Here is a 25,073-nt window from a genome sequence, read left to right as displayed (position 1 = left end):
GATGAACTTCGCGAGCTACGTGGATATCCAGGCACGCGAGCGCCCTGACGAACTGGCGGTAACGGACCCGCAACGGGAGATGAGCTACGCGGAACTGCGCGCCGAGACGGACGCGGTCGCGAACGGGCTGGCGGCCCTGGGTGTCGAGCCGGGGGACCACGTCGCCCTGTTCCTGCCGAACCTGACGACCTTCGTGACCAGTTACTACGGTGCGATGAAGCTCGGGGCGATTCCGGTGCCCATCAACCTCCGGTTCGGCGAGGCCGAGATCGCGCACGTCCTCCGGGACGTCGCGCCCTCGGCGCTGGTGGTGCTGGATCGGTTCGTCGACGCGTTCGCCGACCGCGACCTCGGGGTCGAACTCGTGGCCGTCGGCGACGAGGACATCGAGGGGACGACCGACTACGGCCAGCTGGTGGCCGACGCGGAGAAGTCGTTCCACACCGCCGAGCGACTGGACTCGCAGGTCGCCGAGATCCTCTACACGAGCGGGACGACCGGCGACCCCAAGGGCGTCCAGCACACGCACGGCAACCTCGCCGCGAACGCACGCGGCGGCGCCCGACACATGCACATGACGAGTGACACGGTCTATCTCACCATCGCGCCGTGCTTCCACGCCACCGGCCTGAACGGGACCACGACCCCGTCGGTGGTCACCGGCGCGGAGAACCACCTGCTCCCGGAGTGGGACCCCGAGATGGCACTCCGGACGATGGAGTCCCGGGGGATTACCTACACCGTGTTGATCCCGACGATGGTGCTGGACCTGCTCGAACACGGCCCCGGGGGGTACGACATCGAGCCGCTGGAAACCCTCGTCGTCGGCGGCTCGCCGATGCCGAAGGAGCGGATCGAGCAGGTCGAGGCGGCGCTCGACTGCACGCTGTACGAGGGCGGCGGGATGACGGAGACGACACCGCTGGCGGTCATCAACTCGCCCGAACAGGCGGTTCGCAAGCCCGGGAGCGTCGGGACAGTCGCGGGGGCCGTCGCCCGCCTCCGAATCGAGGACCCCGACACCGGCGAGGCGGTCGAGCCCGGCGAACGAGGGGAACTGCTCTGGCACGGTGACACCGTCATGAAGGGCTACCACGACCTCCCGACGAAGAACGAGGCGGTGTTCGTCGAGCGCGAGGGGAGAGAGTGGCTCCGGTCGGGCGATATCGGCCACCGCGACGCGGACGGGCACGTGTTCCTCGACGACCGCCTCGACGACATGATCATCACCGGCGGGGAGAACGTCTACCCCCGCGAAATCGAGGACGTGATCTACGAACTCGACGAGGCGCAGGAAGCCGCGATCGTCGGGACGCCCCACGAGCGTCTCGGCGAGCAGGTGACCGCGGTGGTGCGCGGCGACGTGACCGAGGCGGAGGTGCAGGACGTCTGTCGGGGCTCGCTGGCCGACTACAAGATTCCCCGCGAGGTCCACGTCCGCGAGGAGGCACTCCCACAGACGGCGACGATGAAGATCGACAAGGTGTCGCTCCGGGCGGAGTTGGGCTGACCGGGGAACGGGATCGTCGACACGGTCGGACGACCACCGTCGCCGCCGGACGAGGACTGGCTGGCGGTTGGCGTCGACGCGGGCCCCCCGTCCGTGGGGCCCGGCTCACCGGCCGGTATCGCCCGCGGGCCGCCGAGCCACCCCTTCGGAACCCTTTTGCCGTAACCACGACCAGATAGCCCCAATGAGCGACCTCACGGAGGAGTATCAACTGGAGTACTTCCGGGAGGAGGGGTTCGTCCGCCGGGAATGCCCGGACTGCGGGGACCACTTCTGGACCCGCGACGAGGAGCGGGAACTGTGCGGCGAACCGCCCTGCGAGGAGTATGGCTTCATCGACGACCCCGGGTTCGACGAGGCCTACTCCCTGACGGAGATGCGCGAGGCCTTCCTCTCGTACTTCGAGGACCACGGCCACGAGCGCATCGACCCGTACCCGGTCGCGGCGAACCGCTGGCGCGACGACGTGCTGCTGACCCAGGCTTCGATCTACGACTTCCAGCCGCTCGTGACGAGCGGCAGAACACCGCCGCCGGCCAACCCGCTGACGGTCTCCCAGCCCTGTATCCGGATGCAGGACATCGACAACGTCGGCAAGACCGGGCGCCACACGATGGCGTTCGAGATGATGGCCCACCACGCGTTCAACGCCCGCGAGGACCTCGAGGACCCGGACCAGTACGCCTACGAGGGCGAGGTGTACTGGAAGGACCGGACCGTCGAGCTCTGCGAGGGGCTGTTCGAGGACCTCGGCGCCGACATCGAGGCGATCACCTACATCGAGGACCCGTGGGTCGGCGGCGGCAACGCCGGCCCGGCCATCGAGGTCATCTACAAGGGGGCCGAGCTGGCGACGCTCGTCTTCATGTCGATGGAGCAGGACCCCGATGGGGAGTACGAGCTGAAGGACGGTAACCGGTACAGCCCGATGGACACGTACATCGTGGACACGGGCTACGGGCTGGAGCGGTGGACCTGGATGAGCCAGGGCACCCCGACGGTGTACGAGGCGGTCTACCCGGAGGCCATCGCCTTCCTGAAGGAGAACGCCGGCATCGAGCACACCGACACCCAGGAGGACCTCATCCACCGGGCCGCCAAGCTGGCGGGCCGGATGGACATCGACGAGGCCGAGGACATGGCGACGGCCCGCGGGGAGATCGCCGACCGGCTCGACGTGGACGTCGAGCGGCTGGAGGCGCTCATGGAGCCGCTGGAGGAGATCTACGCCATCGCCGACCACTGCCGCACGCTGGCCTACATGCTGGGTGACGGCATCGTCCCCTCGAACGCGGGGACGGGCTACCTGGCGCGGATGGTGCTCCGCCGGACGAAGCGCCTCGTCGACAGCGTGGGCGTCGACGCGCCGCTGGACGAGCTGGTCGACATGCAGGCCGAGCGGCTGGGCTACCGGAACCGCGACACCGTTCGGGACATCGTCCGGACGGAGGTCGAGAAGTACCGCGAGACGCTCGAACGCGGCGGCCGCCGGGTCGAGGGGCTGGCCGAGGAGTACGCCGAGCGCGACGACCCCATCCCGCTGGAGGAGATCATCGAGCTGTACGACAGCCACGGCATCCAGCCGGACACCGTCGAGGAGATCGCCGCCGAGTACGGCGCCGCGGTGGAGGTGCCGGACGACTTCTACTCGCTGGTCGCCTCGCGCCACGGCGGCGGTGCCCTTGACGACGGGAGCGAGGGCGTCGACGACCGGGTGGTGGACCTGCCGGGGACGGAGAAACTGTTCTACGAGGACCAGGAGCGGACGGAGTTCGAGGCGGTCGTGCTCGATGTCATCGAGCGGCCGGACGCGGGCGAGGACGGGGGGACGCTGTACGACGTGGCGCTGGACCAGACGATGTTCTACCCGGAGGGCGGCGGCCAGCCCGGCGACACCGGAACGCTCGCGACCGACGACCTCACCGCCGAGGTCGTCGACGTCCAGGAGGCCGACGGGGTCGTGCTCCACCGGGCGGACGCGGACCCGGGCAAGGGGGAGTTCGTCCGCGGGCAGATCGATGCCACCCGCCGGCGCCGGCTGATGCGCCACCACACCGCGACGCACGTCATCGGCCACGCCGCCCGCGAGGTGTTGGGCGACCACATCCGGCAGGCCGGCGCGCAGAAGGGGACGGAGTCGGCCCGGCTGGACGTGACCCACTACGACCGCATCGACCGCGAGGCCGTCAAGACCATCGAGCGGGTCGCGAACGACATGGTCCGGGAGAACCTCGCCGTGACCCAGGAGTGGCTCGACCGGAACGACGCCCAGGCCAACTACGGCTTCGACCTGTTCCAGGGCGGCATCCCCGCCGGGACGGAGGTCCGGGTGGTCACCGTCGGCGACGACGTGCAGGCCTGCGCCGGCACCCACGTCGGCCGGACCGGCGAACTCGGCGCCGTCAAGATCCTCGGCACGGAGCGGGTCCAGGACGGCGTCGAGCGGCTCGTCTTCGCCGCCGGCGACGCCGCGATCACGACCACGCAGCGCACCGAGGACGCCCTCTACGAGGCGGCCGACACGCTGGACGTGGACCCGCCGGCGGTGCCCGACACCGCCGAGCGGTTCTTCGAGGAGTGGAAAGCCCGGGGCAAGCGCATCGAGGAGCTAAAGGAACAGCTCGCGGAGGCCCGCGCGCAGGGCGGCGAGTCGGGGGAGGAGCTCGACCTCGGCGACGCGACGGCGGTCGTCCAGCGGCTCGACGCCGACATGGATGAGCTCCGGGCGACCGCCAATGCGCTCGCCGAGGAGGGGACGGTGGCGGTCATCGGCTCCGGCGTCGACGGCGCGACCTTCGTCGTGGCCGTCCCGGATGGGGTCGGTATCAACGCCGGCGAGGTCGTCTCGGAGCTCGCGGGCAGGGTCGGCGGCGGCGGCGGCGGTCCGCCGGACTTCGCCCAGGGTGGCGGCCCCGAGGCAGAGGCCCTCGACGACGCGCTCGAGGACGCGCCGGACGTGCTGCGCCGGAAGCTCGAGGCCTGACAGTGCCACGAGGGGCGCCGGTCACCCGGTCCCGCGGTATGCGAAGTTATAATACTGAACGGCTCGTCAGCCTTCGCACCCATGCCACGACCCGTTATCGCGGCCGTCGGTGCCTCCCGACTCGGCCGCACGGCCCTGCCCGGACGTGACCTGTTCTCGGTAGCGGTCGACGAGGCCTTCGAGGGACTCCCGGCGCCGGCGGAGCTGGTAGGGGCGCTGTATGCCGGCAACCAGTCCGAGCGGTACGAGAACCAGATCATGCACGGCACGCTGCTGGCGGAGTGGGCCGGACTCCGGTACGTCCCCGCCGAACGCGTCGAGGGGTGTGCGGCCGCGGGGGCGCTCGCGCTCCGGCACGCGGTCACGGACGTCCGCAACGGCGAGCACGACGCGGTCCTGGCCTGTGGCGTCGAGAAGATGACCGCCGGCGGGACCGACGTGGCGACGGCGTCACTCGCGGCGGCGTTCGACCGCGCCATCGAGCAGCGCTCGGGGGTCACGGCTCCCAGCCAGTACGCCCTGCTCGCGCGGCGCTACCTCCACGAGACGGAGGCGACCGAGCGCGACCTCGCTCGCATCGCGGTGAAGAACCACCGCAACGCCGCCCGAAACCCGCGGGCGCAGTTCGGCGAGACGATCGACGTCGACACCGTCCTCGAGTCACAGCCGGTCGCGCCACCGCTGAAGCTGTTCGACTGTGCCCCCGTCACCGACGGCGCGGCCGTCGTGCTCGTGACGAGCGCCGAGACCGCCGCCGAACTGGGCGTTCCGGCCGTGGACCTCGCGGGCACCGGCGCCGCGGCGAACAACATCGCCGTCGCAGAGCGCGACATGACCCACATCGAGGGAGCCAGGATCGCCGCCGAGCGCGCCTACGCCGAGGCCGGCGTCACGGCCGCCGACATCGACATCGCGGAGGTTCACGACGCCTTCACCGTCTCCGAGGCGCTCCTCTCGGAGGCCGCCGGGTTCGCGCCCGTCGGGACGGGCTACCAGAGCCACCGCCCCCCGGCCGAGCGCGACGACGGCTGGACCGACGTGGCGCTGAGTACGAGCGGCGGGCTGAAGGCTCGGGGCCACCCGGTCGGCGCGACCGGGCTGCTCCAGGCCGTCGAGGCGTACGAACAGCTGACGGGTGTGGCGGGCGAACGGCCCGGCGACCCGCCGGAGGGGGCGCCCTCGTCGCCGGAGACGGCGCTCCTGCTGAACGAGGGGGGTGTCGCCGACGCGGTGACCGTCGCCCACGTCCTGACCGCGGCCCCGGAGGTGGGCCGATGAGCCGTGACCGAGCGCTCGACGCCGAGCACCCGCTGACGCTGCCGGGGTTCTTCGACGCGTTGGCGGACGGTGACCTGCTCGGTGGGGTCTGTGCGGACTGCGGACAGGTGCTCCTGCCGCCCCGCCCGGCCTGCTACGCCTGCGGCAGTCGGGACGTGACGGTCGCGGAGCAGCCCCGCGAGGGGACCGTCTACACCCACACCGCCGTCCACACCCCGCCGCCGGCGCTGGCCGACGACGCCCCGTACACCGTCGCGGTGGTCGAACTCGACGGCGGCGGCCGCCTGCTCGGACGGGTCGACGCCGACCATGACGACGTGACCATCGGCGACCCGGTCGAACTGCGGGTCCGCGAGCCGACGGCGGCCGAGCGCGAGGCCGCGCTCGACTACGAGGCGGCGTGGCCGGTCCACCTCTTCGAGCCGCGGTGACCCGACCGTCGGTCCCGCGTTACAGCTCCGCGACCGACGGGAGCACGGCCGCGGCGACGACGCCGTAGACGACGTGCCACAGCAGGCTCGGGAGCGCGAAGTTCGGCAGCGGCGGCGACGCCGGCGACCCGACCGCCGACAGCCAGGCCGGCATCACCAGCGCCGCGAGCACGACCCACGTGAGGACGTCCCAGGCGACGCCCGCGCCGAGCAGCTTCCCGCGCGACGCCGTGATGCCGGCCGCTCCAGTCAGCCCCCCGAAGACGACGCCCAGCACGGCGCCGTGCGCGAGGTGGATGGTCAGCCCGGCGGCCCCGCTGGCCGGCGGCGCCAGCCCGTAGAGGCTCGGGATGGCGACCTCGATGGGCGCCGGGTTCATGGCCAGCATGACCGCCGCCATGACGGCCCCGCCGGCGAGCCCGGCGACCACGCCACCTCTCCACGATACGTCCACGTCGGCTACGAACGTCGGTTCCGCGGGTTCCGTCTCTCTCATCGACCGGATCCACCGCCGGGCCCCGGGTAGTCCTGGGGTGGAACCGCGCGCGGGCGACAGGGTCACATCACCGCCCAGCCGCGAGCCCGGGCGCGGCGCGACCGGGGCGGTTCCGACCCCTGGCGACCCGGGTCGACGCGCGACGGACGAACGGGTCGTTCGTCCTCCGGGTGAGAATCTAGGTGAACCCGAGGTAACGACGGAATTTATTCCCGTTCCGTCACTAGGTATGGATACGATGCACACCCCGTCCTCCGATCCCGACCCGGGTCGTTTCCGCGAGCTGATGATCGACGACGAGCCGGGTTTTGCCGACGTGATGGCCTGCGTCTTCGGCGTCCAGCGCCACGAGGCTCGTACCTATCTCACGCTGCTGGAGAACCCCGGGAGCACGGTCGCCGAGCTCGCGGACGAGCTGGAGCGTGACCGCTCGAACGTGAACCGCTCGCTCACGACCCTCCGCGAGAAGGACCTCGCCGCCCGGCAGCGCCGACTGCTCGACTCTGGCGGCCACGTCTACCAGTACACCGCGACCCCGCTGGCGGAGGCCCGCGACCTGATGCACGAAACCCTGGACGAGTGGACGGCCTACGTCCACGAGCGCATCGACGAGTTCGGCCCCGACGCCGAGGACGTCGACGAGTAGCCCCACCCCGCCCCCCGCCCGGCGGGATACCGCCCGGTGAACCGCTCGGCGGCGGCCGGGCGAACTCCCGGCGGCCGTGGCATGTGACTGGCCGTACGCTCCCGCCGTGGGTGGCGCCCTCCCTGGGGGTCCACGGTCGATGTCGCCCATCCCCCGAGCGGGACACGCCGTGGCGGCGGCTCGTGGGGTGACGAACGACGGAGAACGGGGGTGCTGCGCTACTTCCCGCGCCGCCGGTCGGCGCCGAGGCTCGGCTTCGTGTGCTCGGTGCCCTTGCCACGGCCCTGCTGGCCGCGGTTGGACTGGCCGGCGGAGGTGCGCCCGCGGAACGCCCGGCCCCGCTGGGCGTCGTCGCAGATCCAGTTCAGGTCGTCGTCGTTCTCGATGGCGGGGTGCTCGGGGTCCACGAGGACCACCTCGTGCCACTTCTTCGAGCCGTCCTCGCCGACCCAGTAGGAGTTGAGCACGCGGAGGTTCCGGAACTTCCGACTGGCGCGCTCCTCGGCGATGCGCTGGATGGACTTCCGGCGGGTGATCTTGTTGACTCCCTGGCGCTTGGAGCGCCGCCCGGCCTTGAACCGCTGCTTGCGGGCTCCGCCCTTCCGGACGGCGACCCGGGCCACGACGATACCCTGCTTTGCCTTGTAGCCCAGCGAGCGGGCCCGGTCCAGTCGCGTGGGCCGCTCGATGCGCTCGACGGAGCCCTGGTCGCGCCACTCCTGCTGGCGCTGCCACTGTAGCTCGGCGAGTTTCCCCTCCTTGGGGGAGTTCCAGGCCTCCCGGATGTGCGAGTAGAAGCTTCGTGTCATGTCTTTCACCGCGGGCGTTGCGTGGTTCAGCCTGTCGGGGGCTCTGCCCCCGCCGGCCACATTCCATCCTGCCGTGGCAGGTGCCCGCCGGTGCCCGCGACCGACGAGTTACCGATGTGTTCTCGGTTCGGGGTTCTAAGCGCTTCGGAACGTGCCCGTCGTGCCGTCCGGGGAGCGGCCCCGCCGGCCACGGCGGAGGCCTCGAACGCCCCGCGGCCTCCCGCGACGGCGGCCGCGACCGGAGTCACGGGGCCGCCCCGCCGCCGACCGGAGCGTCTCGCGGGTGGCGATGGGGCGGGATGTCCCCCGCGAGCGCCCCGTGGACCTCTCTCGTGGTCACCCGTGTGACGTGCGCCGACGCCATCGCTACCGGTGTTGTACGGTAGTTCGGCGGAGAAGCTGATAGAGTGGCGATCGAGTCGAGAAAACCACTGATTACCGAGATATGGGTGCCGTTCCCGGACTCAGTACAGCAGCGTCTCCGACCCCTCGATCATGTACAGCGTCCGGGCCGCGATGTTGACCGCGTGGTCGCCGACGCGTTCGACGTCCCGGACCGTCAGCAGGAGGCGGCGGACGCCGGTCAGCAGGTCGTCGTCGACGGTCCCCTCGCGGCCGACGAGGTCCTCGATGACGATGTCGGCGACCCGCTGGCAGAGGCCGTCCAGCTCGTCGTCCTGGTCGGCGACCGCGTGACACGCCTCCGGGTCGCCGCGCTCGTATGCGTCCAGCGCGGCCACGACCATCTCCGCGGCGATGTCGGTGAGGTCGGCGACGTTCACGTCCGGGACGTGGTCCGCGCGCTTCTGCAGGGCCTGCTCGGCCAGGTTCGTCGCGAGGTCGCCGATGCGCTCGATGTCGGTGAGGATCTTGAACGTCGAGGTCACGAAGCGAAGGTCGCCGGCGACGGGCTGTTGCAGCGCCAGCAGGTCGATACACCGGGATTCGAGGTCGAGATACCGCTCGTTGACCGCGGCGTCCCCCTCGATCACCTCGCGTGCGGCCGCCTCGTCGCCGTCGGCGAGCGCGTCGGCCGCACGCTCGAACCCGTCGAGCACGTCCCGTCCGAGGGCCACGACGGCCGCCCGGAGGTCACGCAGTTCCTCGCGGAAGGACTCGCGGGTCACGGGCCCACCCCCGGTTCACCGAGCGGGACACGGCCCACGGGGCAACGTCGACCCATGAGGAAACGGTATGACCCGTGCCCCCTTACTCTTGTGCCGGCCAGCGCCCCCGGGAGAGATATGACCGGGGGTTCCGATATCCGGGCGATGCGACGGCGAGAACCCCTCTGCCCGACCAGCGCCGCCGGTCTCGCGGGGCTGGCGGGCTGTGTCGGACTCGGCCCCTGACTGGTCCCCCCGCTGCCCTCCCGACTTCGGACGCCGAATCCGCGGAACGCGCTCGCGGCCTTCGAGGAGGGTCCGGCGTGTAGCGGTTCGAACCGAGCGCCGTCGTGGCTTCGGACCCCGTAGTAGAGGGGCTTCGCTTACCTTTCGGGGGACGGAGCACGTCGCCGAACGTGACCCGCTTCCGGGCAGCGAGCGACCGTCGTCGGACCGGCGACCATCGCGGTCACAGTCCGCCCTGGCCGCCACGGAACACCGTCGTCGGGTCGACGTCCGCGGGGAGCAGGTTCCCGCCGACGGCCATCCGGACGGCCCAGCCGAGGAAGCCGCCGAGCACGACGAGCCCTACCGAGAACAGGAGTCCGCTGACCCGCGCCCCGGCTAGTGCTATCCGGGCCGAGAACCAGAGGGCGCCGCCGATGCCCGCGACGGCCAGCAGGAGGAGCGCGTAGCTCACGACCGCGCCGAACAGCGAACGGAGTCGCATACACCGGGGTGTACGGTGCGGAATGAACTGTCTCGTGCCCGTCGCGCTTCGGTGGCCTGCACATGGCTTATGTCGGTCGCGGGCGCCTCACCGGCAGATGCGACGAACGGGACCGACCCGTCGCGAGGTCCTCCGCGATATCGGCGCGGTCGCTGGCGCGGTCGGGGGCGTCGCCGTGGCCGGCCGGGCAAGAGCTGCGGACGACCGGTGGCCGACGCTCGGTCACGGTCCGGGGCGGGACGGGTACGCCGCCGGGAACGAGGGACCGTCGGACGCACTGGGTCCCGCGTGGACCGTCGGGACCGGGGCCGCGACGACCGCTCCGGCAGTGGTCGACGGCACCGTCTACGCGGGAAGCCTCGACGGCAACTGTTACGCCGTCGCCGCGGCCGATGGGACGCGGAAGTGGACGGCCGATGTCGGTCCAGTGGGGGGTGACCCGACGGTGTCCGACGGGACCGTCTACGTCGGGAGCCGCGAACGGGGCGTGGTCGCGCTGGACGCGGCCGCCGGCGCGGAACGGTGGCGTCACGAGGTCCCGGCCGGCGTCGACGCGTCGCCCACGGTGGTCGATGGGGCCGTCTACGTCGGCGGGCTGGACGGGACGGTGTACGCGCTGGACGCGGCCACCGGCGAGCCGGCCTGGACGCACACGACCGACGACGAGGTGTCGGCCGCCCCGGCGGTGGCCGGTGACACCGTCTACGTCGGGGGCTGGGACGACCGCCTGCGCGCGCTCGATGCCGCGACCGGTGACCCCCGCTGGACGGTCGGGACGGGCGCCGCCGTGACCGCCGCCCCGGCGGTGACCGAGGACACCGTCTACGTCGGGGGCTCCGACCGGTCGACGGGCGACCCGCAGAACTGGCGACTGTACGCGCTCGACGCCGCGGACGGGACCGAGCGCTGGGCCGTCGGAACGGAGACCGCGGTCCGGGCCCCGCCGGCGGTGGCCGCTGGCACCGTCTACGTCGGGAGCGGACCGTCGGTTGTCGCGCTGGCGGCGGACGACGGCACCCGGGAGTGGACCTTCGAGGCGGACGCGCGGGTCACGACCGCCCCGGTCGTGGCGGGGAGTACCGTCTACGCCGGGACGAGACGAACCGGGATGTACGCGCTGAACGCCGGAACCGGGCGGGAGTTGGCGGCGTTCGACCCGGGCGGGCCGCTCGCCCCGGCCGACAGGGGGACGACGAGCCGCGGCAACGCCCCGGCCGTGGCCGGGGGCCGTCTCTACCTCGGAACCGTCGACGGTCGCCTGTACGCGCTGGACGAGCGCTCGGCGACCGATGGCACGACACCGTGGGGGGTCGTCGGTGGCGGCGTGGTGGCGCTGGTGGGTGGCGGGGCCTGGCTGTGGCGTCGGCGCGGGACGACGAAGTGAACGCCCGTCCGCCCCCTCGACCGCGGCCGCGAGTCAGCCGGCCTCACCCGTGGCCGTACAGTTCCGCCCCCGGGTGACGCTCGCGCCAGGCGAACCAGAACTGCGGCGGCGGCCCGGCGGACGCCAGCCTGGCTCCCCGGTGGGGCCCGTCCAGCGCGAGTCCCGTCGTGATGGCCCAGCGCGACCCGCCGGCGTGGAGGTCGCCCGTCTCCCCTCGTTCGAACCGGAGCGTCCGGCCGTCGACCCGGCGGTCGTAGGCGACCATGCTCCCCGAGAGCGTGCTCACCGACCGACCCGGGCCGGCAGCGACGACGACCGGCGTGCGCCCGACGGTGTCGTTGATGACGCCCCGCTCGCGAACGATGGGGAACGGATACGCACGGGCAGTTCCCCCGGAGCGGATGCCGATGACCGACGTCTTCGGGTGGATTCGGGCATCCGCGGCCGACCGGCCCGCGCCCGGCGCCCCGACGCGCTCGCTCGCGTAGTACGCTCCGTACCGGTCCCGGTTGTAGTTGAACGTCCGGTCGTCGACGCTCCCGGACCGCGGCGGGGGGAGGAGCACCCGTGCCCCGGGGTGCTGCTCGCGCCACGTGTCCAGTCGTGTCACCGCCGACGGCAGGAGTTCGAGCCGGTCGCCGGTCCGCGGGCCACGGATGGCGGTGGCCGCCAGCTGCGACCACAGCGACCCCGTGACCCCGTCGTACAGGACCAGGTTCTGGTCCAGCAGCAGGCCACTCACGCCGAACCGCGCCGGCTCGCCGCCGACCGTTCGCCGGGTGACGATGCTGCTCCCACAGAGGGGACAGTAGGTTACCAGCAGGGGCCGCCCCTCGGCCGTGTCGTTGACAACCTCGTGCCAGGAGAGGAGCTTCAGCGGGTACGCCCTGGCCTCGCCCTCGAGCGCGACGCCGATGACCACGTCCTGCGGGCGCAGTTCGAGGTCGACGGTGAACTCCCCCCGCGAGAGACTCTCGGCGGCGACGGTGATGCCCGACCACGTCTCGCCGAACGCCGGCTCGGTTATCGCGGGAATCCCGTCCCGGGGAGCGGCGCGAACCAACTCCGATTCCGGGACGGGGAGTTCCGACGGTGTGGTCGGTCCCGGCACCGGTGCGGCGGTCGCCGTCCGTGGGACGGGGGCGGCCGTCTCCGTCACGGTGGCATCGCCGGCGAGCCCGGAGCAGCCGGCGAGCCCGGAGCAACACCCGACGAGTGACGCGAGATACGCGCGCCTGTTCATCCCGGCCCCCTACGACCCCGCGGGACGAGCCGACGGCACGGCGATGTGACGGCGTCCGGCCGCGGAGCTCATCCGAACTTGCCGGTGATGTAGTCCTCGACGCGGTCGTGCTCCGGGTTCTCGAAGATCTTCTGCGTGTCGTCGAACTCGACGAGTTCGCCACCGGTGAGGAAGACGGCCGTCTGGTCGGAGATGCGGGCCGCCTGCTGCATGTTGTGGGTGACGATGACGACGGTGTAGTCCTCGGCCAGCTCCTCGATGAGGTCCTCGATCTTCGAGGTGGCGATGGGGTCGAGTGCGGAGGCGGGCTCGTCCATCAGGATGACCTCCGGGTCGACGGCGATGGCGCGGGCGATGCAGAGGCGCTGTTGCTGGCCGCCGGAGAGGTCGAGGCCCGACTTGTCGAGCTGGTCATTCACCTCGTCCCACAGCGCCGCCCGCCGGAGCGCCTTCTCGACCTCCTCGTCCATGTCACCCTCGAGCCCCTGGATGCGCCGGCCGTAGGCGACGTTGTCGTAGATGCTCTTGGGGAACGGGTTGGGCTCCTGGAACACCATCCCGACCTGTCGCCGCAGCGCGACCGGGTCGACGTCGTCGTCGTAGACGTTCTTCCCCTTCAGCAGGAGGTCCCCCTCGACGCGGGCGCTGTCGACCAAGTCGTTCATCCGGTTGATACAGCGGAGGAAGGTCGACTTCCCACAGCCAGAGGGCCCGATCATCGCCGTGACCTTCCCCTCGGGGATTTCCAGCGACACGTCGTCGAGTGCCTGGAGATCGCCGTAGTAGACGTCGACGCCACGGGCCTCGACCATCGTCCGCGAGGTGGCGGCCGCCCTCGCCGACTCCTCGCCGGTCGTCACGTCCGTGGAGATGAGCTTCTCGTCATCGGTCTGTGGGTCGGTTCCGCCCTCATCGGTCGTGGTCGTGGTGTTCTCGTTCTGGGACATCAGATATCACTCTGTTCGAACTTGTTCCGCATGAGTATCGCGATGGAGTTCATCGTGAGGAGCACGACCAGCAGCGTCACCACCCCGGCCGCGACGACACCGTGCTGGAACTCCTGGCTCGGGAACCCCGCCCAGGTGTAGATCTGCATCGGCATCGCCGTCATCTTCCCGAACAGTCCGCCGGGAGGGCTGAACTTGGTCGTCGCGACGCCGATCATGATCAGCGGTGCCGTCTCCCCGATCGCCCGCCCCAGCGCCAGGATGGTGCCGGTCAGGATGCCGGGGATTGCCCGCGGCATGATGACGTTGCGAACCGTCTGCCATCTGGTCGCCCCCATCCCGTAGGAGGCGTCGCGCAGCGAGTCCGGCACCGACTGGATCGCCTCGCGCGCCGAGATGATGACGATCGGAAGGATGAGCAGGGATAGCGTGAACGCCGCCGTGATGACGGTCCCGAACCCGAGCCGGAGCGTGTTGGCGAACACCGCCAGCCCGAGCAGTCCGTAAACGACCGAGGGGACCCCCGCGAGGTTGGAGATGTTGATGCGGATGAACCGCGTCACCGCCCCCAGAGGACCGCTGGAGGGGGCATACTCCTCGAGGTACAGCGCCGCACCCACCCCGAGCATCAGCGTGAGGAGCGCCACGAGCACGATCATGAAGATCGAACCGATGATGGCCGGGTACAGGCCGGCCTGATCGGCGAAACGGGACGGGTTTGCGGTGACGTACTGCCAGTCGAACCACGGCTCCGGCCCGGCGATGCCGAACACCTCGGGTAGCGTCACCAGCAGTGCGACGCCACCGGCGAGGATCAGCGGGCCGGCGAACCCGATCCATCGGTCCCGGTCCGCGAGGTTCTTCGCGGCGACGATACCGAACGGCACGACGAGTGCCACGTGGAACATCAGCCAGATCGGACGCGTGACCGCCGCGAACTGGTCGGCGACCGGAACCCCGACGAGGGCGACGACGACGGTGGCCAGGGCGGCGTAGTCACCGCTCCCGAACTCGAGGACGTCCCCGACGACGTACCGTGCGATCGCCGCCGCGGGGAGCACTAACGAGAGGAAGTAGATGCCCGGACCGCCGAGCAGCTCCCCGACCCGGGTGAGCGGGTCGAGCGCCACGGTCCCGACGACCGGACCGACGACGAGGGCGCCGAGGCCCGCGAGCCCGACCCAGTTGGCCTCGTTCCGCCGCCCGTAGACGAACAGCCCGGCCAGCGGGCCCGCCACGGTGGCGAAGTAGGCGGACCAGACGTCGGACCCGGCGATCACCTCCAGCACGACGACCAGCGCGAAGCCACCGAGAACGCCGGCCATCACCGTCGAGAACAGCTCGAGGGCGACCTCCCCGGCCAGCGCGTTCCGGCGGCCGTAGAGGGCGAAGCCAGTCAGCGGGAGCACGAGCGTCACGGCGAACGCGGCGTACCACAGGGGGTCGGCCGCCTGGAGGCCGAACGCATCCCAGAAGACGTACCCCAGCAACACCCCCAGCGAGGCGATGCCGAACACCGAGGCCGCGAGGGTGAGGTACTCGAAGACGATCCCCCGGAGCCGACTGATCTTTCCGAACGCCGCGCCCTCCGTCGTCGTGCCGGTTTCGGTTGCCATTATTCGTAGTCCTCCTGGTAGCGCCGGACGAGCACGTCACTCACGAGATTGAGCACAAGCGTCATGACGAACAGCACCAGACCGATGGCGAACAGGGCCCGGTAGGCGGTCGTTCCGCCGGCGAGGTCGCTCAGTCCCAGCTGGACGATCGCCGACGTCATCGTCTGTGTCGACTGGAAGAAGGAGTTCAGCAGCTCGGTGGCACTGCCGGGGAACCGTGCGGTCTGGCCGGCCGCGACCACGACGATCATCGTCTCGCCGACCGCCCGGGAGATCGCGAGGATGAACGAGGAGGCGATGCCGGAGGCCGCCGACGGGACGACGACACCGGTCGACACGTCGAACTTTGTCGAGCCGAGCCCGTACGAGGCGTTCCGAAGCGAGTCCGGCACCGCGCTCATCGAGTCCTCGCTGATCGAGGAAACCATGGGGATAATCATGATGCCCATCACCAGCGACGCGGAGAGGGCGTTGAACGTTCCCAGTTCGATCCCCGGGACGGCGTCGAGGATCGGCGTCACGTAGACCAGCGCGAAGTAGCCGTAGACGACCGTCGGGACCCCGGCCAGCACCTCGAGCAGCGGCTTCAGCACCGCCCGCCGCCGCGAACTCGCGTACTCGCTCAGGTAGATGGCGGTGAGCAGTCCGAACGGGAGCGCGACCGCTGCCGCGCCCACCGTGATGAGCAGCGTGCCGAACACCAGCGGCAACACGCCGAACACGGTCGGCTTGATCGCCGGGCTGAAGTCCGTACTGAGCAGGAACTCGCTCAGCGATACGTCCTGGAAGAAGCCGGAGCCACCGAACAGCCCGAACGCCGGCCCCGCCAGCGAGAGGACGATACCGATGGTGGTCAGCACCGACACCGCGGCACAGATGAAGAAGACGAGATGGTAGATTCCCTCGCGGACCGTCTGGGAGCCACGGTCCCCGGTCAGGTCCATGTCCGCAGGTTCGTTGCTCATTCGTTGAGGGGTCGTATCGGTGGGAATGTGTTAAAGTGGGTGGATGCGACCGGAACCGTTAGGCGTTCTCGATGGCCGCGTTCAGCTCCTCCAGTTCCGTGTTCTTCTCCTCCTCGCTGTTGGGCACGTAGCCGACCTGGTTGGCGACGAGCTCCGTGTTGGTGGTCTGCTCGACGAAGAACCGGCAGAACTCCGCGATATGGGTCTCGGTGAGCCGGTTCTGGTTGGGGTAGGTGAACAGCGGCCGGGCCAGCGGGGTGTACTCGCCGGACTTTGCCGTCTCCAGCGACGGCGCCACCGGGCCGTCACCGCTGTCGACGGCAACCGCGGTGACCTGGTCCGGGTTCTGGGAGTAGTAGGCGAAGCCGAGGTAGCCGATCGCGTACTGGCTCCCCGTGACCCCCTGGACGATGGTCCGGTCCTGCTCCGTGGGCTCGTAGTCCTGCGTGTGGGCGCCCTCCTCGCCGTTGATGACCTCGGTGAAGTAGTCGAAGGTCCCGGAGGTCTCGGCGGCGCCGAACCGCTCGATCTCCTCGTCGGGCCAGTCCGAGTTGACGTCCGCCCAGGTCTGGCCGTCGCCGGCCTCCGGGCCCCAGACCTGTGCGAGCTCGTCGATGGTCATCTCGGTCGCCCAGTCGTTCTCGTTGTTGATGATGACCGTCAGGGCGTCGGTCGCGACCTTGATCTCGTGGGGCTGGACGTCGTTGCTCTGGCAGTTCTCCATCTCGCTGTCCTTGATCGGACGCGAGGCGTTGTTGATGTCGGACTCCCCGGGGCAGAAGAAGTTCTCGAACCCGCCGCCGGAGCCGGTCGACTGGATGCTGATGTCGACGTCGCTGTGCATGCCCTGGAACTCCTCGGCCACGGCGGTCGCGAGCGGGAAGACGGTCGAACTCCCGGTGACGCTGATCTCCCCCGAGAGGTTCATCTCCCCGTCGCCACTGCCACCGTCGCCGCCGTCGCCGCCACTGCCACCGTCACCGCCGTCACCGCCACTACCACCGTCACCGCCGTCACCGCCGTCACCGCCGTCGCCGCCCTCTGTACAACCTGCGGCGAGCGCGATGCCGGCAGCCCCGGCGCCGGCGATGAACTTGCGGCGCGATGCGGTGTCGAACCGGTCGTTTTCTGACATCACCTGTCCCCGGACATGGAGCGGGTAAGTAGTCTACTATGACTGCTATACTCTGAACTGATTACTATATAGGTAAAGGTATCAGTACGTGTCACATCCCGCCCCCATCTCGCTATATCGGCCGTGGACCGGCGCTGAACGTCAAACAGCGGCGCGGACGGGGGCAGTGGCGGCGCCGCTTCGGGTCAATACTCCTCCATCGACGGGCACTCGACCCGACCGTTTCCAGCCGTGCAGGGGGCATGACGGCGAACTATGTCTAACTGACATCTCGTATATAGATATGAATCGATTTATGATGGGTGGCCTCACAGGGACGGTCATGGAGACGCGCAAGGTGCAGGTGACCGGCGGGTCGACGTTCACCGTCTCGCTGCCGAAGGACTGGGCGACCGATAACGGCGTCAGCGGCGGCAGCGTCGTCGAGTTCCACCCGGAGGAGGAGGCACTGCTGTTGACCCCTCAGAGCGACGAGGAGAAGATCGAGGGGACCCTCGATATCGGCGACCTGGCGGACCAGGAGCTGATGCGCGCGGTGGTCACGATGTACGTCAGCGGGTTCGATATCATCACGCTGCAGAGCGCCCGCGTGACCGCGGCCCAGCGCCGGACCATCCGCGACGCGGTCCAGTCGCTGGTGGGGCTGGAGGTCATCGGCGAGACCTCCGAGCGCGTCCGCCTGCAGGACCTGCTCGACTCCTCGGAGCTGTCGCTGCACAACGCCATCACCCGGATGCGGCTCGTCGCGACGACGATGCTGGCCGACAGCGTGGCTGCCCTCGTGGAGGACGACGACGACCTCGCCGCGGACGTGGTCCAGCGCGACGACGACGTCGACCGGCTCTGGTCGATGGTCTCGCGCGTGTTCCGCTCCGTCCTCCGGGACCCTGGCGCCGCCGCCGACATCGGGCTGGACCGCGAGACCTGCTTCGACTACCACTCCTCGGCCCGCCAGCTCGAGCGCGTGGCCGACCACGCGGCCAAGATCAGCAGCCACGCCCGGGCGCTCGACGAGATGCCAGCCGACGCCGCGGCCGTCATAGAGGAGCTCCACGCCGCCGCCGAGGGGGTCATCGAGACGGCCATGGACGCGCTGCTGGAGGCGGATTCCGAGGCGGCCACCCGGATGGCCAACGACGCCCGGCGCCGCATCGAGGACGTCGACGAGCGGGCCCGCGAGGTCGACTCGCTCGTCCGCGGTCACGAACTCGACCCCCAGCAGGCACAGCTGCTCGGGCTCGTCGTCGACTCGCTCACCCGCGCGGGCGACTACGGCGGCAACGTCGCCGAGACGGCGCTGCAGAACGCCGCACCGAAACCCTGAGGCCGGCGGAGGGCCCGCTCCGGTGAACACTGATACGCGTCGGCTATGTGCGTAACTGCCGGGACAACGCGGGAATGCCGCTCCCCGCTCGACTGTGTCGGCGTCTCGAAGGCAATGCTCGGAGTTACCCGTCCCTCCGGAACCAGCGGGCCAGCCCGGCGCTGGTGACGAGCTCCACGACGCCGAAGGCGACGGCCGGGAGCGCCGCGGTCGGCGGGAAGCCGGCGCCGACGACCAGCGCGGCCGCGACGGCGAAGTCGCGCATCCCGACCGAGAGCGTCGTGGCGATGCGGGCGGGGCGGTCGAACGGGCTCCCCGCGAACCAGCCCGCGGCGTAGCCGGCGACGTTGAGCGCGAGCGCGCCGGCGACGACCGCGGCCAGGCGCGAGCCGCCGGCCCGGAGGAGAGCCGCGTTCGCGGCCGTCACGCCGCCGATGATGACGACGACGAGGCCGGCGGCGACCGAGGGGTAGAGGTCGTCGTACCGGGCGACCCGTTCGGTGAAGCGCGACCGGAGGCCGACCGCGGCGGCCATCGGCAGGACGACCGCGAGCGCCAGCCCGCGGACGATGCGGGACGTGTCGAACGCCACGGCGTCGCCCACGAGGACGGTGACGGCCCCCGGGACGAGGCCGACGCTCCCCAGCCCGACGAGGACGAGCACCGCGGAGGCGAGCGCGGTGTCGCCGTCCGCGAGTTCGGTCATCACGGGCGTGACGAGTTCCGGCGTCACGGCACCGAGGACGACGAACCCGACCGTCAGGGCGGGCCCGAGGCCGAGCAGGCGCGCGACGGCGAACGCGGCCAGCACCATCCCGGTCTGTGCGACGAGGGCCACGGCGAGCGCGCGGCGGTCGACCGCCCGGAACGCCCCGGCGGAGAGGGTCAGCGAGACGGAGCCGACCATCGCGGCGAGGATGGGTGTCGAGAGCGCCGTCACCGCGCCCAGCTCGGGGACGGCCAGCCCCGCGAGCACGGCCAGCGCCACCCAGCCGACGAGGTAGTCGTCGACGATTCGGGCGGCCCGGGTGACGGCGCTCACCCGTCGTCCTCGCCACCGGACCCGCCCTCGAACACCAGCGCGGCGTCCTCGCGGGCGCGCCCGATGCCCGCGTCGAGGTCGAACTCCCGGACGAGTTCGCCGTCCGCGACGACCGGTTCCAGCAGCGGGTCGCCGTCGGCCGGGCCCTCCTCGTGGGCGAGGCCGACGTGGTGGGCCCCGTCCGGCGTCCGGTAGACCTGCTTGGGGAGCGGGAGCTTCCCGCGCTTTGCGGCCGGTTCCCCCTCGACGGTGACGATGTCCAGCCCGAAGTCGGCCGGGTCGGCGTTGCTGATGGCGCCGCCGACGCCGAACCCGTCGGCGACGTCCCGGAGTTCGCGGAGGTCCGCGACCCCGAGCCCGCCCGAGACGAAGAGGTCGACGTCGTCGTGGCCGCGGGCGTCCAGCTCCCAGCGGACCTCCCGGCAGATGTGCCGGAAGTCGCCCCGCCGGGAGCCGGTCGTGTCCAGCCGGACGCCGCCCAGGTCGTCGACGGCCTCGGCCGCCCGGACGGCCTCGTCCACCTCGTCGCTGTAGGTGTCGACGAGCGCGGTCCGAGGGACGTCGGGGTCGACGCCGTCGTCGAAGGCCCGCCACGCGGCCTCCTGCTCGCCGCGCCCGAAGCAGATGACCAGGGCGTGGGGCATCGTCCCGCTCGCCTCGCGACCCAGCCGGTCGCCGGCGGCGACGTGCGAGAAGCCGTCCAACCCCGCGAGCAGCGCCGACCGCTCCAGGACCGCGGCCAGCGACGGGTGGAGGTGGCGCGCGCCGAAGGAGAGCACGGGCGTCTCCGGCGCGGCCCGCCGGAGTTCGTGGGCGGCCGTGGCGAACGCCGTCGCCCCCGAGAGGAACCCCAGCAGCGACGTCTCGTACCGCGCGAACGAGCGGTACGGCCCCTCGATGCGGACGACAGGGCCGCCGTCGAAGCACGTCCCCGGCGGGAGCGCGTGCACGTCGACCGGGAGCCCCTCGAACAGGTGGACGGCGTCCTGGATGCCGTCGAACAGCGCCGGCTCGCCGGTCGGGAACTGGCTCGCGGTGACCTCGGCGACGACGTGGGGGTTCCGGTCGGCCGCGTCCAGCGCCGCCTCCGTCCGGCGGAAGTACGCGTCGGTCGCGCGACCGTCGCGGATGGCGGCGGGCGGGACGATGGCGAACGGCTGGTCGTCCTCTGGCATGGACATGCGGAGTCGTGGCAGGGCGAAAAACCTCCCGGGTGCCGGGGGTCCCGACCCTACGACAGCGCGTCCAGGACGTCGGCGGTGCCGGCGACGGTCGCGAACTCGCCCGAGAGGTGTGCGAGCGCCGTTCGATGGACCGTTTCGGGGTCGAACCGCTCCCCGCCCAGGCTCCGGGCGTGGGTGGCGCAGGCGTCGGCCACGACGGCCACCTCCAGGCCGCGGTTCTCGGCCATCCGGACCGTCGTCGAGACGCAGTGGTCGGTGGTGAGCCCCGCGACGACGAGCGCGCGGTGGCCGTTGTCCCGGAGCCACCACTCCAGGTCCGTGTCGACGAACGCGCCGTTGACCGACTTGACGAACTCCGGTTCGCCGTCCGCCGGTTCCAACCCCTCGATGAACGCGAACCCCGGCTCCCCGCGCTTGAGCGGGGAGTCGGCCGCCGCCGAGTCGTGTCGCACGTGGGCGACCGCCCGCCCGCGCTCGCGCCAAGCCGCCAGCAGCTCCCGGGCCCGACCCTCGGCGTCGGGGTTGTTCCGGTCACCCCAGCGCGGGTCGCCGAAACCGGCCTGGAAGTCGACCAGCACCAGGACCGCCTCGGCCGGCAGGAGTGGTGCCGTGTCGGTCATGTGGGTGGAACGGTCGGCCAGGGGCTTAACAGTCGTGCCGGTCAGTCGTCGGCCGACGCCGGCGCCGGCATCGCCGGGTCGAACCGGTGGTCGACCTTCGGGTGCTCGCGCGTGAACGTCACCGGACACGCGTCCGGCGCCTGCGACTCGTCCTCCGGGAGCATATACTGGTGCCACTCCCGGTCGCCCGGCGCCCCCCAGTCGCCGAGGTTGGCGTGCGGACAGACGCCGTCGTAGGCCTCGAGGTTCCCGTGGATGGTCTCGCGAGCCCGCTGTCCGGCCTCGGTGTCGCCGGTGATGCCGTCGAACAGCGACCGCGGCTGGAACGTGATCTCCAGGCCGACCGGGCAGTAGCGGCTGCGATAGTCGTCGTAGAACGGGGCCCGGCAGGTCGGGAAGATCGGCTCGTCGCCGAAGCAGAACTCCCAGAACCGGCTATCGGTCCCGGTGGGGATGTCGTCGGGCCACGGCGACGGGTCGTGGACGTGCAGCACCTTCAGCACGTGCCACAGCGCCTCGTGGTAGTCGGCCTCCGTCTCCACGCTCGGGTCGGGGCGGAAGAAGACGACGAACGAGGCCCGACCGTTGCGGTCCTCGTACCGGTCGAGGTACTCGAGCAGTGCGTCCCGGAACCGGAGCAGCGCGTCCTTCTCCCGCATCGACGGGACCGCGGTGTACAGCGGCTCCCCGTTGGCGACCGACTCGGCGCCGAAGAAGCAGGGGAACGACTCGCCCTCGTGTTCGCCGGTCAGGGCATCGCGGAACGTGCGCCAGTGGCGGGCGACCCACTCCGGCGTCTCGCCGGCCGCGACACGCTCGGCCAGGGTCCCCTGGTCCATCACGGACTGGATGCCCGGCTCGTTCATATCCGCACATGGTCCCGGAGCGGATTCAATTCTCCGGTCCCCCGTCGACGACCGCGACGGCGTCGCCGAGGGCGACCGTGCCGCCCTCGACGACCCGGGCGCGGAGGCCGCCCCGGTGGACCAGCGCCTCGCGGATCCCCTCGCGCTCGAGATGGCGCTCCAGGTACGAACAGGGCTCGCAGAGGGCCTCGCCGACACAGACCGCGCCGCCGACCCGGAACCGCTCGCCCACCAGGTGGTTCAGCGCGACGCCCGCGGTCGTCACGTTCCGCCGGTGGACCCCAGGCGCGAGGGCGATGTCGTGGTCGCGCTCGACCGCGGCCAGCGCCTCCCGCTCGATGAGTGTCAGGTCACTGCCCGAGCGGTCGGCGAAGGTGCCCATCTCCTCGAAGTACCGGTCGCCCCGCAGCCCCCGGCCGGCCACCGCCCGGACCGTCTCCCGTGGCTCGACCGGGGCGCCCTGCTCGGGCGCGACGTGGATAGCCGCGACGCGACCGTGCTCGTCCATATCGCCGCCTGCCACTGCGACGGCCTCAATCCGTCGGTCACCGCCGCCGGACCGATGTCTCCGCCCCGGACCCGGTACCACGGTGCGACGGCGGTACCGCCAGCCCCGTCGGAGGTATCAGCCTCCGTCCTCCGATCCGACGACCCGGACGTGGTCACCGGCCTCGACATCGTCGGCCGCCCCGGCGGGCAACTCGATGACGGTGTCGGCCCGCGCCCGTCCGTGACCGAGCCACGCGTGCAGGCACCTGACCGCCCGGACCTCCCCCTCGACCAGCCACACGGCGTCGATATCGAACGGGACGAACAGCATATGGAGGCCACGGGTCGCGACGCGGCCGAACGGGAAGACCAGCGCGTACTCGGCCGGCACGGAGCGTCGGAACATCAGCCCCCGGGCCCGCGAGAGGAAGCTGTCGGCGACCTCGACGGTCGTGGCGAGGACCCGCCCGGACCCGGTTGCCGGTTCGTGGACGACACGCACGGCCGACCTCTCGGAGGGTCACCGCTTATACGTTGTGCCTGACTCGACACACGAGAGGAGAGAACTGACGTTGTACGGTGGCAGTTCGATGCGGAAACAGCACGTTACGGACGAAACCGGCGGATAAACTCGGAACGGTGCGGCCGTCCGGCCCGCGCACGGGGCCAAGGGTTTAGCGCCGGGCGTTCCTATGTGCGTGTAGTGCGAGCTGCCGCCGCCGTCGGTCTGGCCCTCCTGCTGGCCCTGTCCGGCTGTAGCGTCGGCTACGGCGGCCCGACGGCCGACGGCGACGCCGGAGGCCCGACGCCCACGCCGGCGGACGAGCCGACCGCGACACGGACGCCCACGCCGACGGACAGGCAGACCCCCACACCGACGCCGTCCTCCCGACAGTCGGCCCCCGGCGCGTCGTTCGACGGCCCCCCCGGCGACGAGTCGACCATTGCCGTCCGCAGTGGTCGTATCCCGGTCGACGCGACCGCGGTGTACGACCGGACCCAGCGACTGCTCGGGACGGCGGCGCCCCGTCCCGAGGCGGTCCAGCTGCTGAACACGACGGCCAACACCACGCGGCCGCCGGAGTTCCAGCGGCTGCTCGGCCTGGAGCGGAACGTCTCCGAGGTCGAGGCCGCGGCGTTCGTCGTCGGCCCGCGGACCGTCTACCTCAACCGCAACGTCACGGACCGGCCGGCGTTCACCGAGCACGTGCTGGCCCACGAGTTCACCCACACCGTCCAGTTCCGGACCGGGGCTATCGGGCGGGTGCAGGCCGCGACCGGCCCGGGGCCGGACGGGGAGTTCGCCAGCACGGCCGTCATCGAGGGGGCGGCGACCTACGCGCAGGACCGCTACTGGCGGACCCACATCGCGAACCGGACCGCGCCGGGCGAGCGCCCCTCGCGTGCCGTGGCTGCGAGCTACCGGGCGAGCGAGGGCGCCGCCCGCTACAGCTTCGCGCCGTACCGGTTCGGCTACCGGTACGCCAACGCGACGCTGTCCGGGCCGCGGGCGCTCCCGTCGCTCTACCGGGACCCGCCGCGGACGAGCGAGCAGGTGCTCCATCCCGGCGTCGAGGACCCGCCCGTCCCGCTCCGGGTCGAACTGCGCGGTGCGCGGACGGGGACCTGGCAGGAGACGTTCGCGCCGCGGCGGGGGCGGCTGGGTGAGGCGTTCCTCCGGGTCGCGTTGGCGACGGAGCTGGACGACGAGCGGGCCGCACGCGCGGCCGGCGGCTGGGGGAACGACACCCGCATCGCGTTCAACGACGAGTCCGGCGCTCGCAGCTACGCCTGGGTCGTCCGCTTCGACGCCGCCGCGAACGCGAGCACCTTCGACGAAGCCGTCGGAACGTACCTGGACCGTCGGACGGGGAGCGGCCCGCTGGTCGACGACCGACCCGGACGGCGGTGGTCGGGGACGGTCGACGACCGACGGGTGGCCTACCGGCTCGTCCGGACGGACGACCGGACGGCGGTGCTGCTACTCGGGGAGCCGGGGTTCGTCGACGCGGGGACGACCACGGTGCGCGGTGAGGACGGGCGGGTGGTGATCGCGACGGACGGTGCCGAGAACGGGTGAGCGGCCCCCGTCACAGCGTGAGTGCGAGGGGGACGCCGAAGACGACGAACAGCCCCACCAGCGCGACGGCGAAGCCGATACCGACCTGCTGGGGGGTGTACTCGCTCTGCGGGGCGGTCGTGCGCCCCTCCGCCTCGTCGTCATGGCCGTGGTCATCTGCCATATCCGGTCGTCCGTCGGGGCGCACTT

The 25,073-nt window shown here is 71.3% G+C and carries 24 protein-coding genes; 8 read left to right on the top strand and 16 right to left on the bottom strand.

What is annotated here, in order from left to right:
- Position 1 precedes the first annotated feature (1 nt).
- The 4 genes from DP107_RS01665 (at position 2) to DP107_RS01650 (ending at position 6,202) form a co-directional block, all read left to right on the top strand.
- A complete protein-coding gene (locus tag DP107_RS01665) occupies positions 2-1,510 on the top strand; it encodes a class I adenylate-forming enzyme family protein (protein WP_144260392.1) in 1,509 nt (502 codons plus the stop codon).
- Positions 1,511-1,694: 184 nt separating this feature from the next.
- Complete coding sequence (gene alaS / locus DP107_RS01660) at positions 1,695-4,493, top strand: alanine--tRNA ligase (RefSeq protein WP_144260391.1); 2,799 nt, start codon at positions 1,695-1,697, stop codon at positions 4,491-4,493.
- A gap of 81 nt (positions 4,494-4,574) precedes the next feature.
- Positions 4,575-5,771 carry a thiolase C-terminal domain-containing protein gene (locus tag DP107_RS01655; RefSeq protein ID WP_144260390.1) on the top strand — a complete coding sequence of 399 codons (1,197 nt, stop codon included), beginning with the start codon at positions 4,575-4,577 and terminating at the stop codon, positions 5,769-5,771.
- Entirely contained in the window at positions 5,768-6,202 is a 435-nt protein-coding gene (locus DP107_RS01650; protein ID WP_144260389.1) for a Zn-ribbon domain-containing OB-fold protein, read from the top strand. Before DP107_RS01655 ends, DP107_RS01650 begins: the two co-directional genes overlap by 4 nt.
- 19 nt (positions 6,203-6,221) lie before the next feature.
- Here DP107_RS01650 and DP107_RS01645 read toward each other — a convergent pair whose 3' ends face one another.
- Positions 6,222-6,698, bottom strand: a complete 477-nt coding sequence (locus tag DP107_RS01645) for a histidine kinase (RefSeq protein ID WP_144260388.1) — start codon at positions 6,696-6,698, stop codon at positions 6,222-6,224.
- Positions 6,699-6,927: 229 nt separating this feature from the next.
- Here DP107_RS01645 and DP107_RS01640 point away from each other — a divergent pair, with 229 nt between their 5' ends.
- Positions 6,928-7,344, top strand: a complete 417-nt coding sequence (locus DP107_RS01640; RefSeq protein ID WP_238330734.1) for a helix-turn-helix domain-containing protein — start codon at positions 6,928-6,930, stop codon at positions 7,342-7,344.
- 218 nt (positions 7,345-7,562) lie between these two features.
- Here the strand turns inward: DP107_RS01640 and DP107_RS01635 are convergent, their stop codons facing one another.
- The 3 genes from DP107_RS01635 to DP107_RS01625 all read right to left on the bottom strand — a co-directional run bounded on the left by DP107_RS01635 (position 7,563) and on the right by DP107_RS01625 (position 9,989).
- Positions 7,563-8,153: a 50S ribosomal protein L15e gene (locus tag DP107_RS01635; protein ID WP_144260387.1), complete on the bottom strand. Its 591-nt coding sequence runs from the start codon at positions 8,151-8,153 to the stop codon at positions 7,563-7,565.
- Between the two features lie 464 nt (positions 8,154-8,617).
- Complete coding sequence (phoU, locus tag DP107_RS01630; protein WP_144260386.1) at positions 8,618-9,280, bottom strand: phosphate signaling complex protein PhoU; 663 nt, start codon at positions 9,278-9,280, stop codon at positions 8,618-8,620.
- A gap of 448 nt (positions 9,281-9,728) precedes the next feature.
- Positions 9,729-9,989 (bottom strand): hypothetical protein, encoded by a 261-nt coding sequence (locus tag DP107_RS01625; RefSeq protein ID WP_144260385.1) that lies wholly within the window; start codon positions 9,987-9,989, stop codon positions 9,729-9,731.
- 97 nt (positions 9,990-10,086) lie between these two features.
- Between DP107_RS01625 and DP107_RS01620 the strand changes: the two genes are divergently transcribed.
- The gene (locus DP107_RS01620) at positions 10,087-11,373 is read left to right on the top strand and encodes an outer membrane protein assembly factor BamB family protein (RefSeq protein ID WP_144260384.1); all 1,287 of its coding nucleotides are present in this window, start codon (positions 10,087-10,089) and stop codon (positions 11,371-11,373) included.
- A gap of 43 nt (positions 11,374-11,416) precedes the next feature.
- Here DP107_RS01620 and DP107_RS01615 read toward each other — a convergent pair whose 3' ends face one another.
- The 5 genes from DP107_RS01615 to DP107_RS01595 all read right to left on the bottom strand — a co-directional run bounded on the left by DP107_RS01615 (position 11,417) and on the right by DP107_RS01595 (position 17,279).
- Positions 11,417-12,616 carry a DUF3179 domain-containing protein gene (locus DP107_RS01615; RefSeq protein ID WP_144260383.1) on the bottom strand — a complete coding sequence of 400 codons (1,200 nt, stop codon included), beginning with the start codon at positions 12,614-12,616 and terminating at the stop codon, positions 11,417-11,419.
- A gap of 68 nt (positions 12,617-12,684) precedes the next feature.
- On the bottom strand, positions 12,685-13,563 hold the full coding sequence (gene pstB, locus DP107_RS01610) for a phosphate ABC transporter ATP-binding protein PstB (RefSeq protein ID WP_144260382.1): 879 nt from the start codon (positions 13,561-13,563) through the stop codon (positions 12,685-12,687).
- Positions 13,563-15,179: a phosphate ABC transporter permease PstA gene (gene pstA / locus DP107_RS20625; protein ID WP_144260381.1), complete on the bottom strand. Its 1,617-nt coding sequence runs from the start codon at positions 15,177-15,179 to the stop codon at positions 13,563-13,565. The genes pstB and pstA overlap by 1 nt, the downstream gene beginning before the upstream one ends.
- Complete coding sequence (gene pstC / locus DP107_RS01600) at positions 15,179-16,144, bottom strand: phosphate ABC transporter permease subunit PstC (protein ID WP_144260380.1); 966 nt, start codon at positions 16,142-16,144, stop codon at positions 15,179-15,181. The genes pstA and pstC overlap by 1 nt, the downstream gene beginning before the upstream one ends.
- A 58-nt stretch (positions 16,145-16,202) precedes the next feature.
- On the bottom strand, positions 16,203-17,279 hold the full coding sequence (locus DP107_RS01595) for a PstS family phosphate ABC transporter substrate-binding protein (RefSeq protein WP_144260379.1): 1,077 nt from the start codon (positions 17,277-17,279) through the stop codon (positions 16,203-16,205).
- Between the two features lie 322 nt (positions 17,280-17,601).
- Between DP107_RS01595 and DP107_RS01590 the strand changes: the two genes are divergently transcribed.
- A complete protein-coding gene (locus DP107_RS01590) occupies positions 17,602-18,603 on the top strand; it encodes a phosphate uptake regulator PhoU (RefSeq protein ID WP_144260378.1) in 1,002 nt (333 codons plus the stop codon).
- 124 nt (positions 18,604-18,727) lie between these two features.
- On the opposite strand, the gene DP107_RS01585 is transcribed toward DP107_RS01590, so the two are convergent.
- From DP107_RS01585 to DP107_RS01560, 6 genes are all read right to left on the bottom strand, one after another.
- The gene (locus DP107_RS01585) at positions 18,728-19,645 is read right to left on the bottom strand and encodes a bile acid:sodium symporter family protein (RefSeq protein ID WP_185977126.1); all 918 of its coding nucleotides are present in this window, start codon (positions 19,643-19,645) and stop codon (positions 18,728-18,730) included.
- Positions 19,642-20,820, bottom strand: coding sequence for a nicotinate phosphoribosyltransferase (locus tag DP107_RS01580; protein ID WP_144260377.1), 1,179 nt, complete (start codon positions 20,818-20,820; stop codon positions 19,642-19,644). Before DP107_RS01580 ends, DP107_RS01585 begins: the two co-directional genes overlap by 4 nt.
- Positions 20,821-20,876: 56 nt before the next feature.
- Positions 20,877-21,449, bottom strand: a complete 573-nt coding sequence (locus tag DP107_RS01575) for a cysteine hydrolase family protein (RefSeq protein ID WP_144260376.1) — start codon at positions 21,447-21,449, stop codon at positions 20,877-20,879.
- 41 nt (positions 21,450-21,490) lie between these two features.
- Entirely contained in the window at positions 21,491-22,315 is an 825-nt protein-coding gene (locus DP107_RS01570; RefSeq protein ID WP_144260375.1) for a YqcI/YcgG family protein, read from the bottom strand.
- A 25-nt stretch (positions 22,316-22,340) separates the two neighbouring features.
- Positions 22,341-22,823, bottom strand: coding sequence for an MOSC domain-containing protein (locus DP107_RS01565; RefSeq protein ID WP_144260374.1), 483 nt, complete (start codon positions 22,821-22,823; stop codon positions 22,341-22,343).
- Between the two features lie 117 nt (positions 22,824-22,940).
- Positions 22,941-23,306 carry a DUF192 domain-containing protein gene (locus tag DP107_RS01560; RefSeq protein WP_144260373.1) on the bottom strand — a complete coding sequence of 122 codons (366 nt, stop codon included), beginning with the start codon at positions 23,304-23,306 and terminating at the stop codon, positions 22,941-22,943.
- Between the two features lie 201 nt (positions 23,307-23,507).
- Here DP107_RS01560 and DP107_RS01550 point away from each other — a divergent pair, with 201 nt between their 5' ends.
- A complete protein-coding gene (locus DP107_RS01550; protein WP_185977125.1) occupies positions 23,508-24,884 on the top strand; it encodes a hypothetical protein in 1,377 nt (458 codons plus the stop codon).
- Between the two features lie 10 nt (positions 24,885-24,894).
- Here DP107_RS01550 and DP107_RS19730 read toward each other — a convergent pair whose 3' ends face one another.
- A complete protein-coding gene (locus DP107_RS19730; protein WP_185977124.1) occupies positions 24,895-25,047 on the bottom strand; it encodes a DUF7550 family protein in 153 nt (50 codons plus the stop codon).
- Between the last annotated feature and the right edge of the window lie 26 nt (positions 25,048-25,073).

Origin of the sequence: Haloglomus irregulare, assembly GCF_007421925.1 — an archaeon.
GTDB lineage: Archaea > Halobacteriota > Halobacteria > Halobacteriales > Haloarculaceae > Haloglomus > Haloglomus irregulare.
The sequence above is the reverse complement of the archived record's forward strand: the minus strand, read 5'-3'. Positions and strand labels throughout refer to the sequence as shown.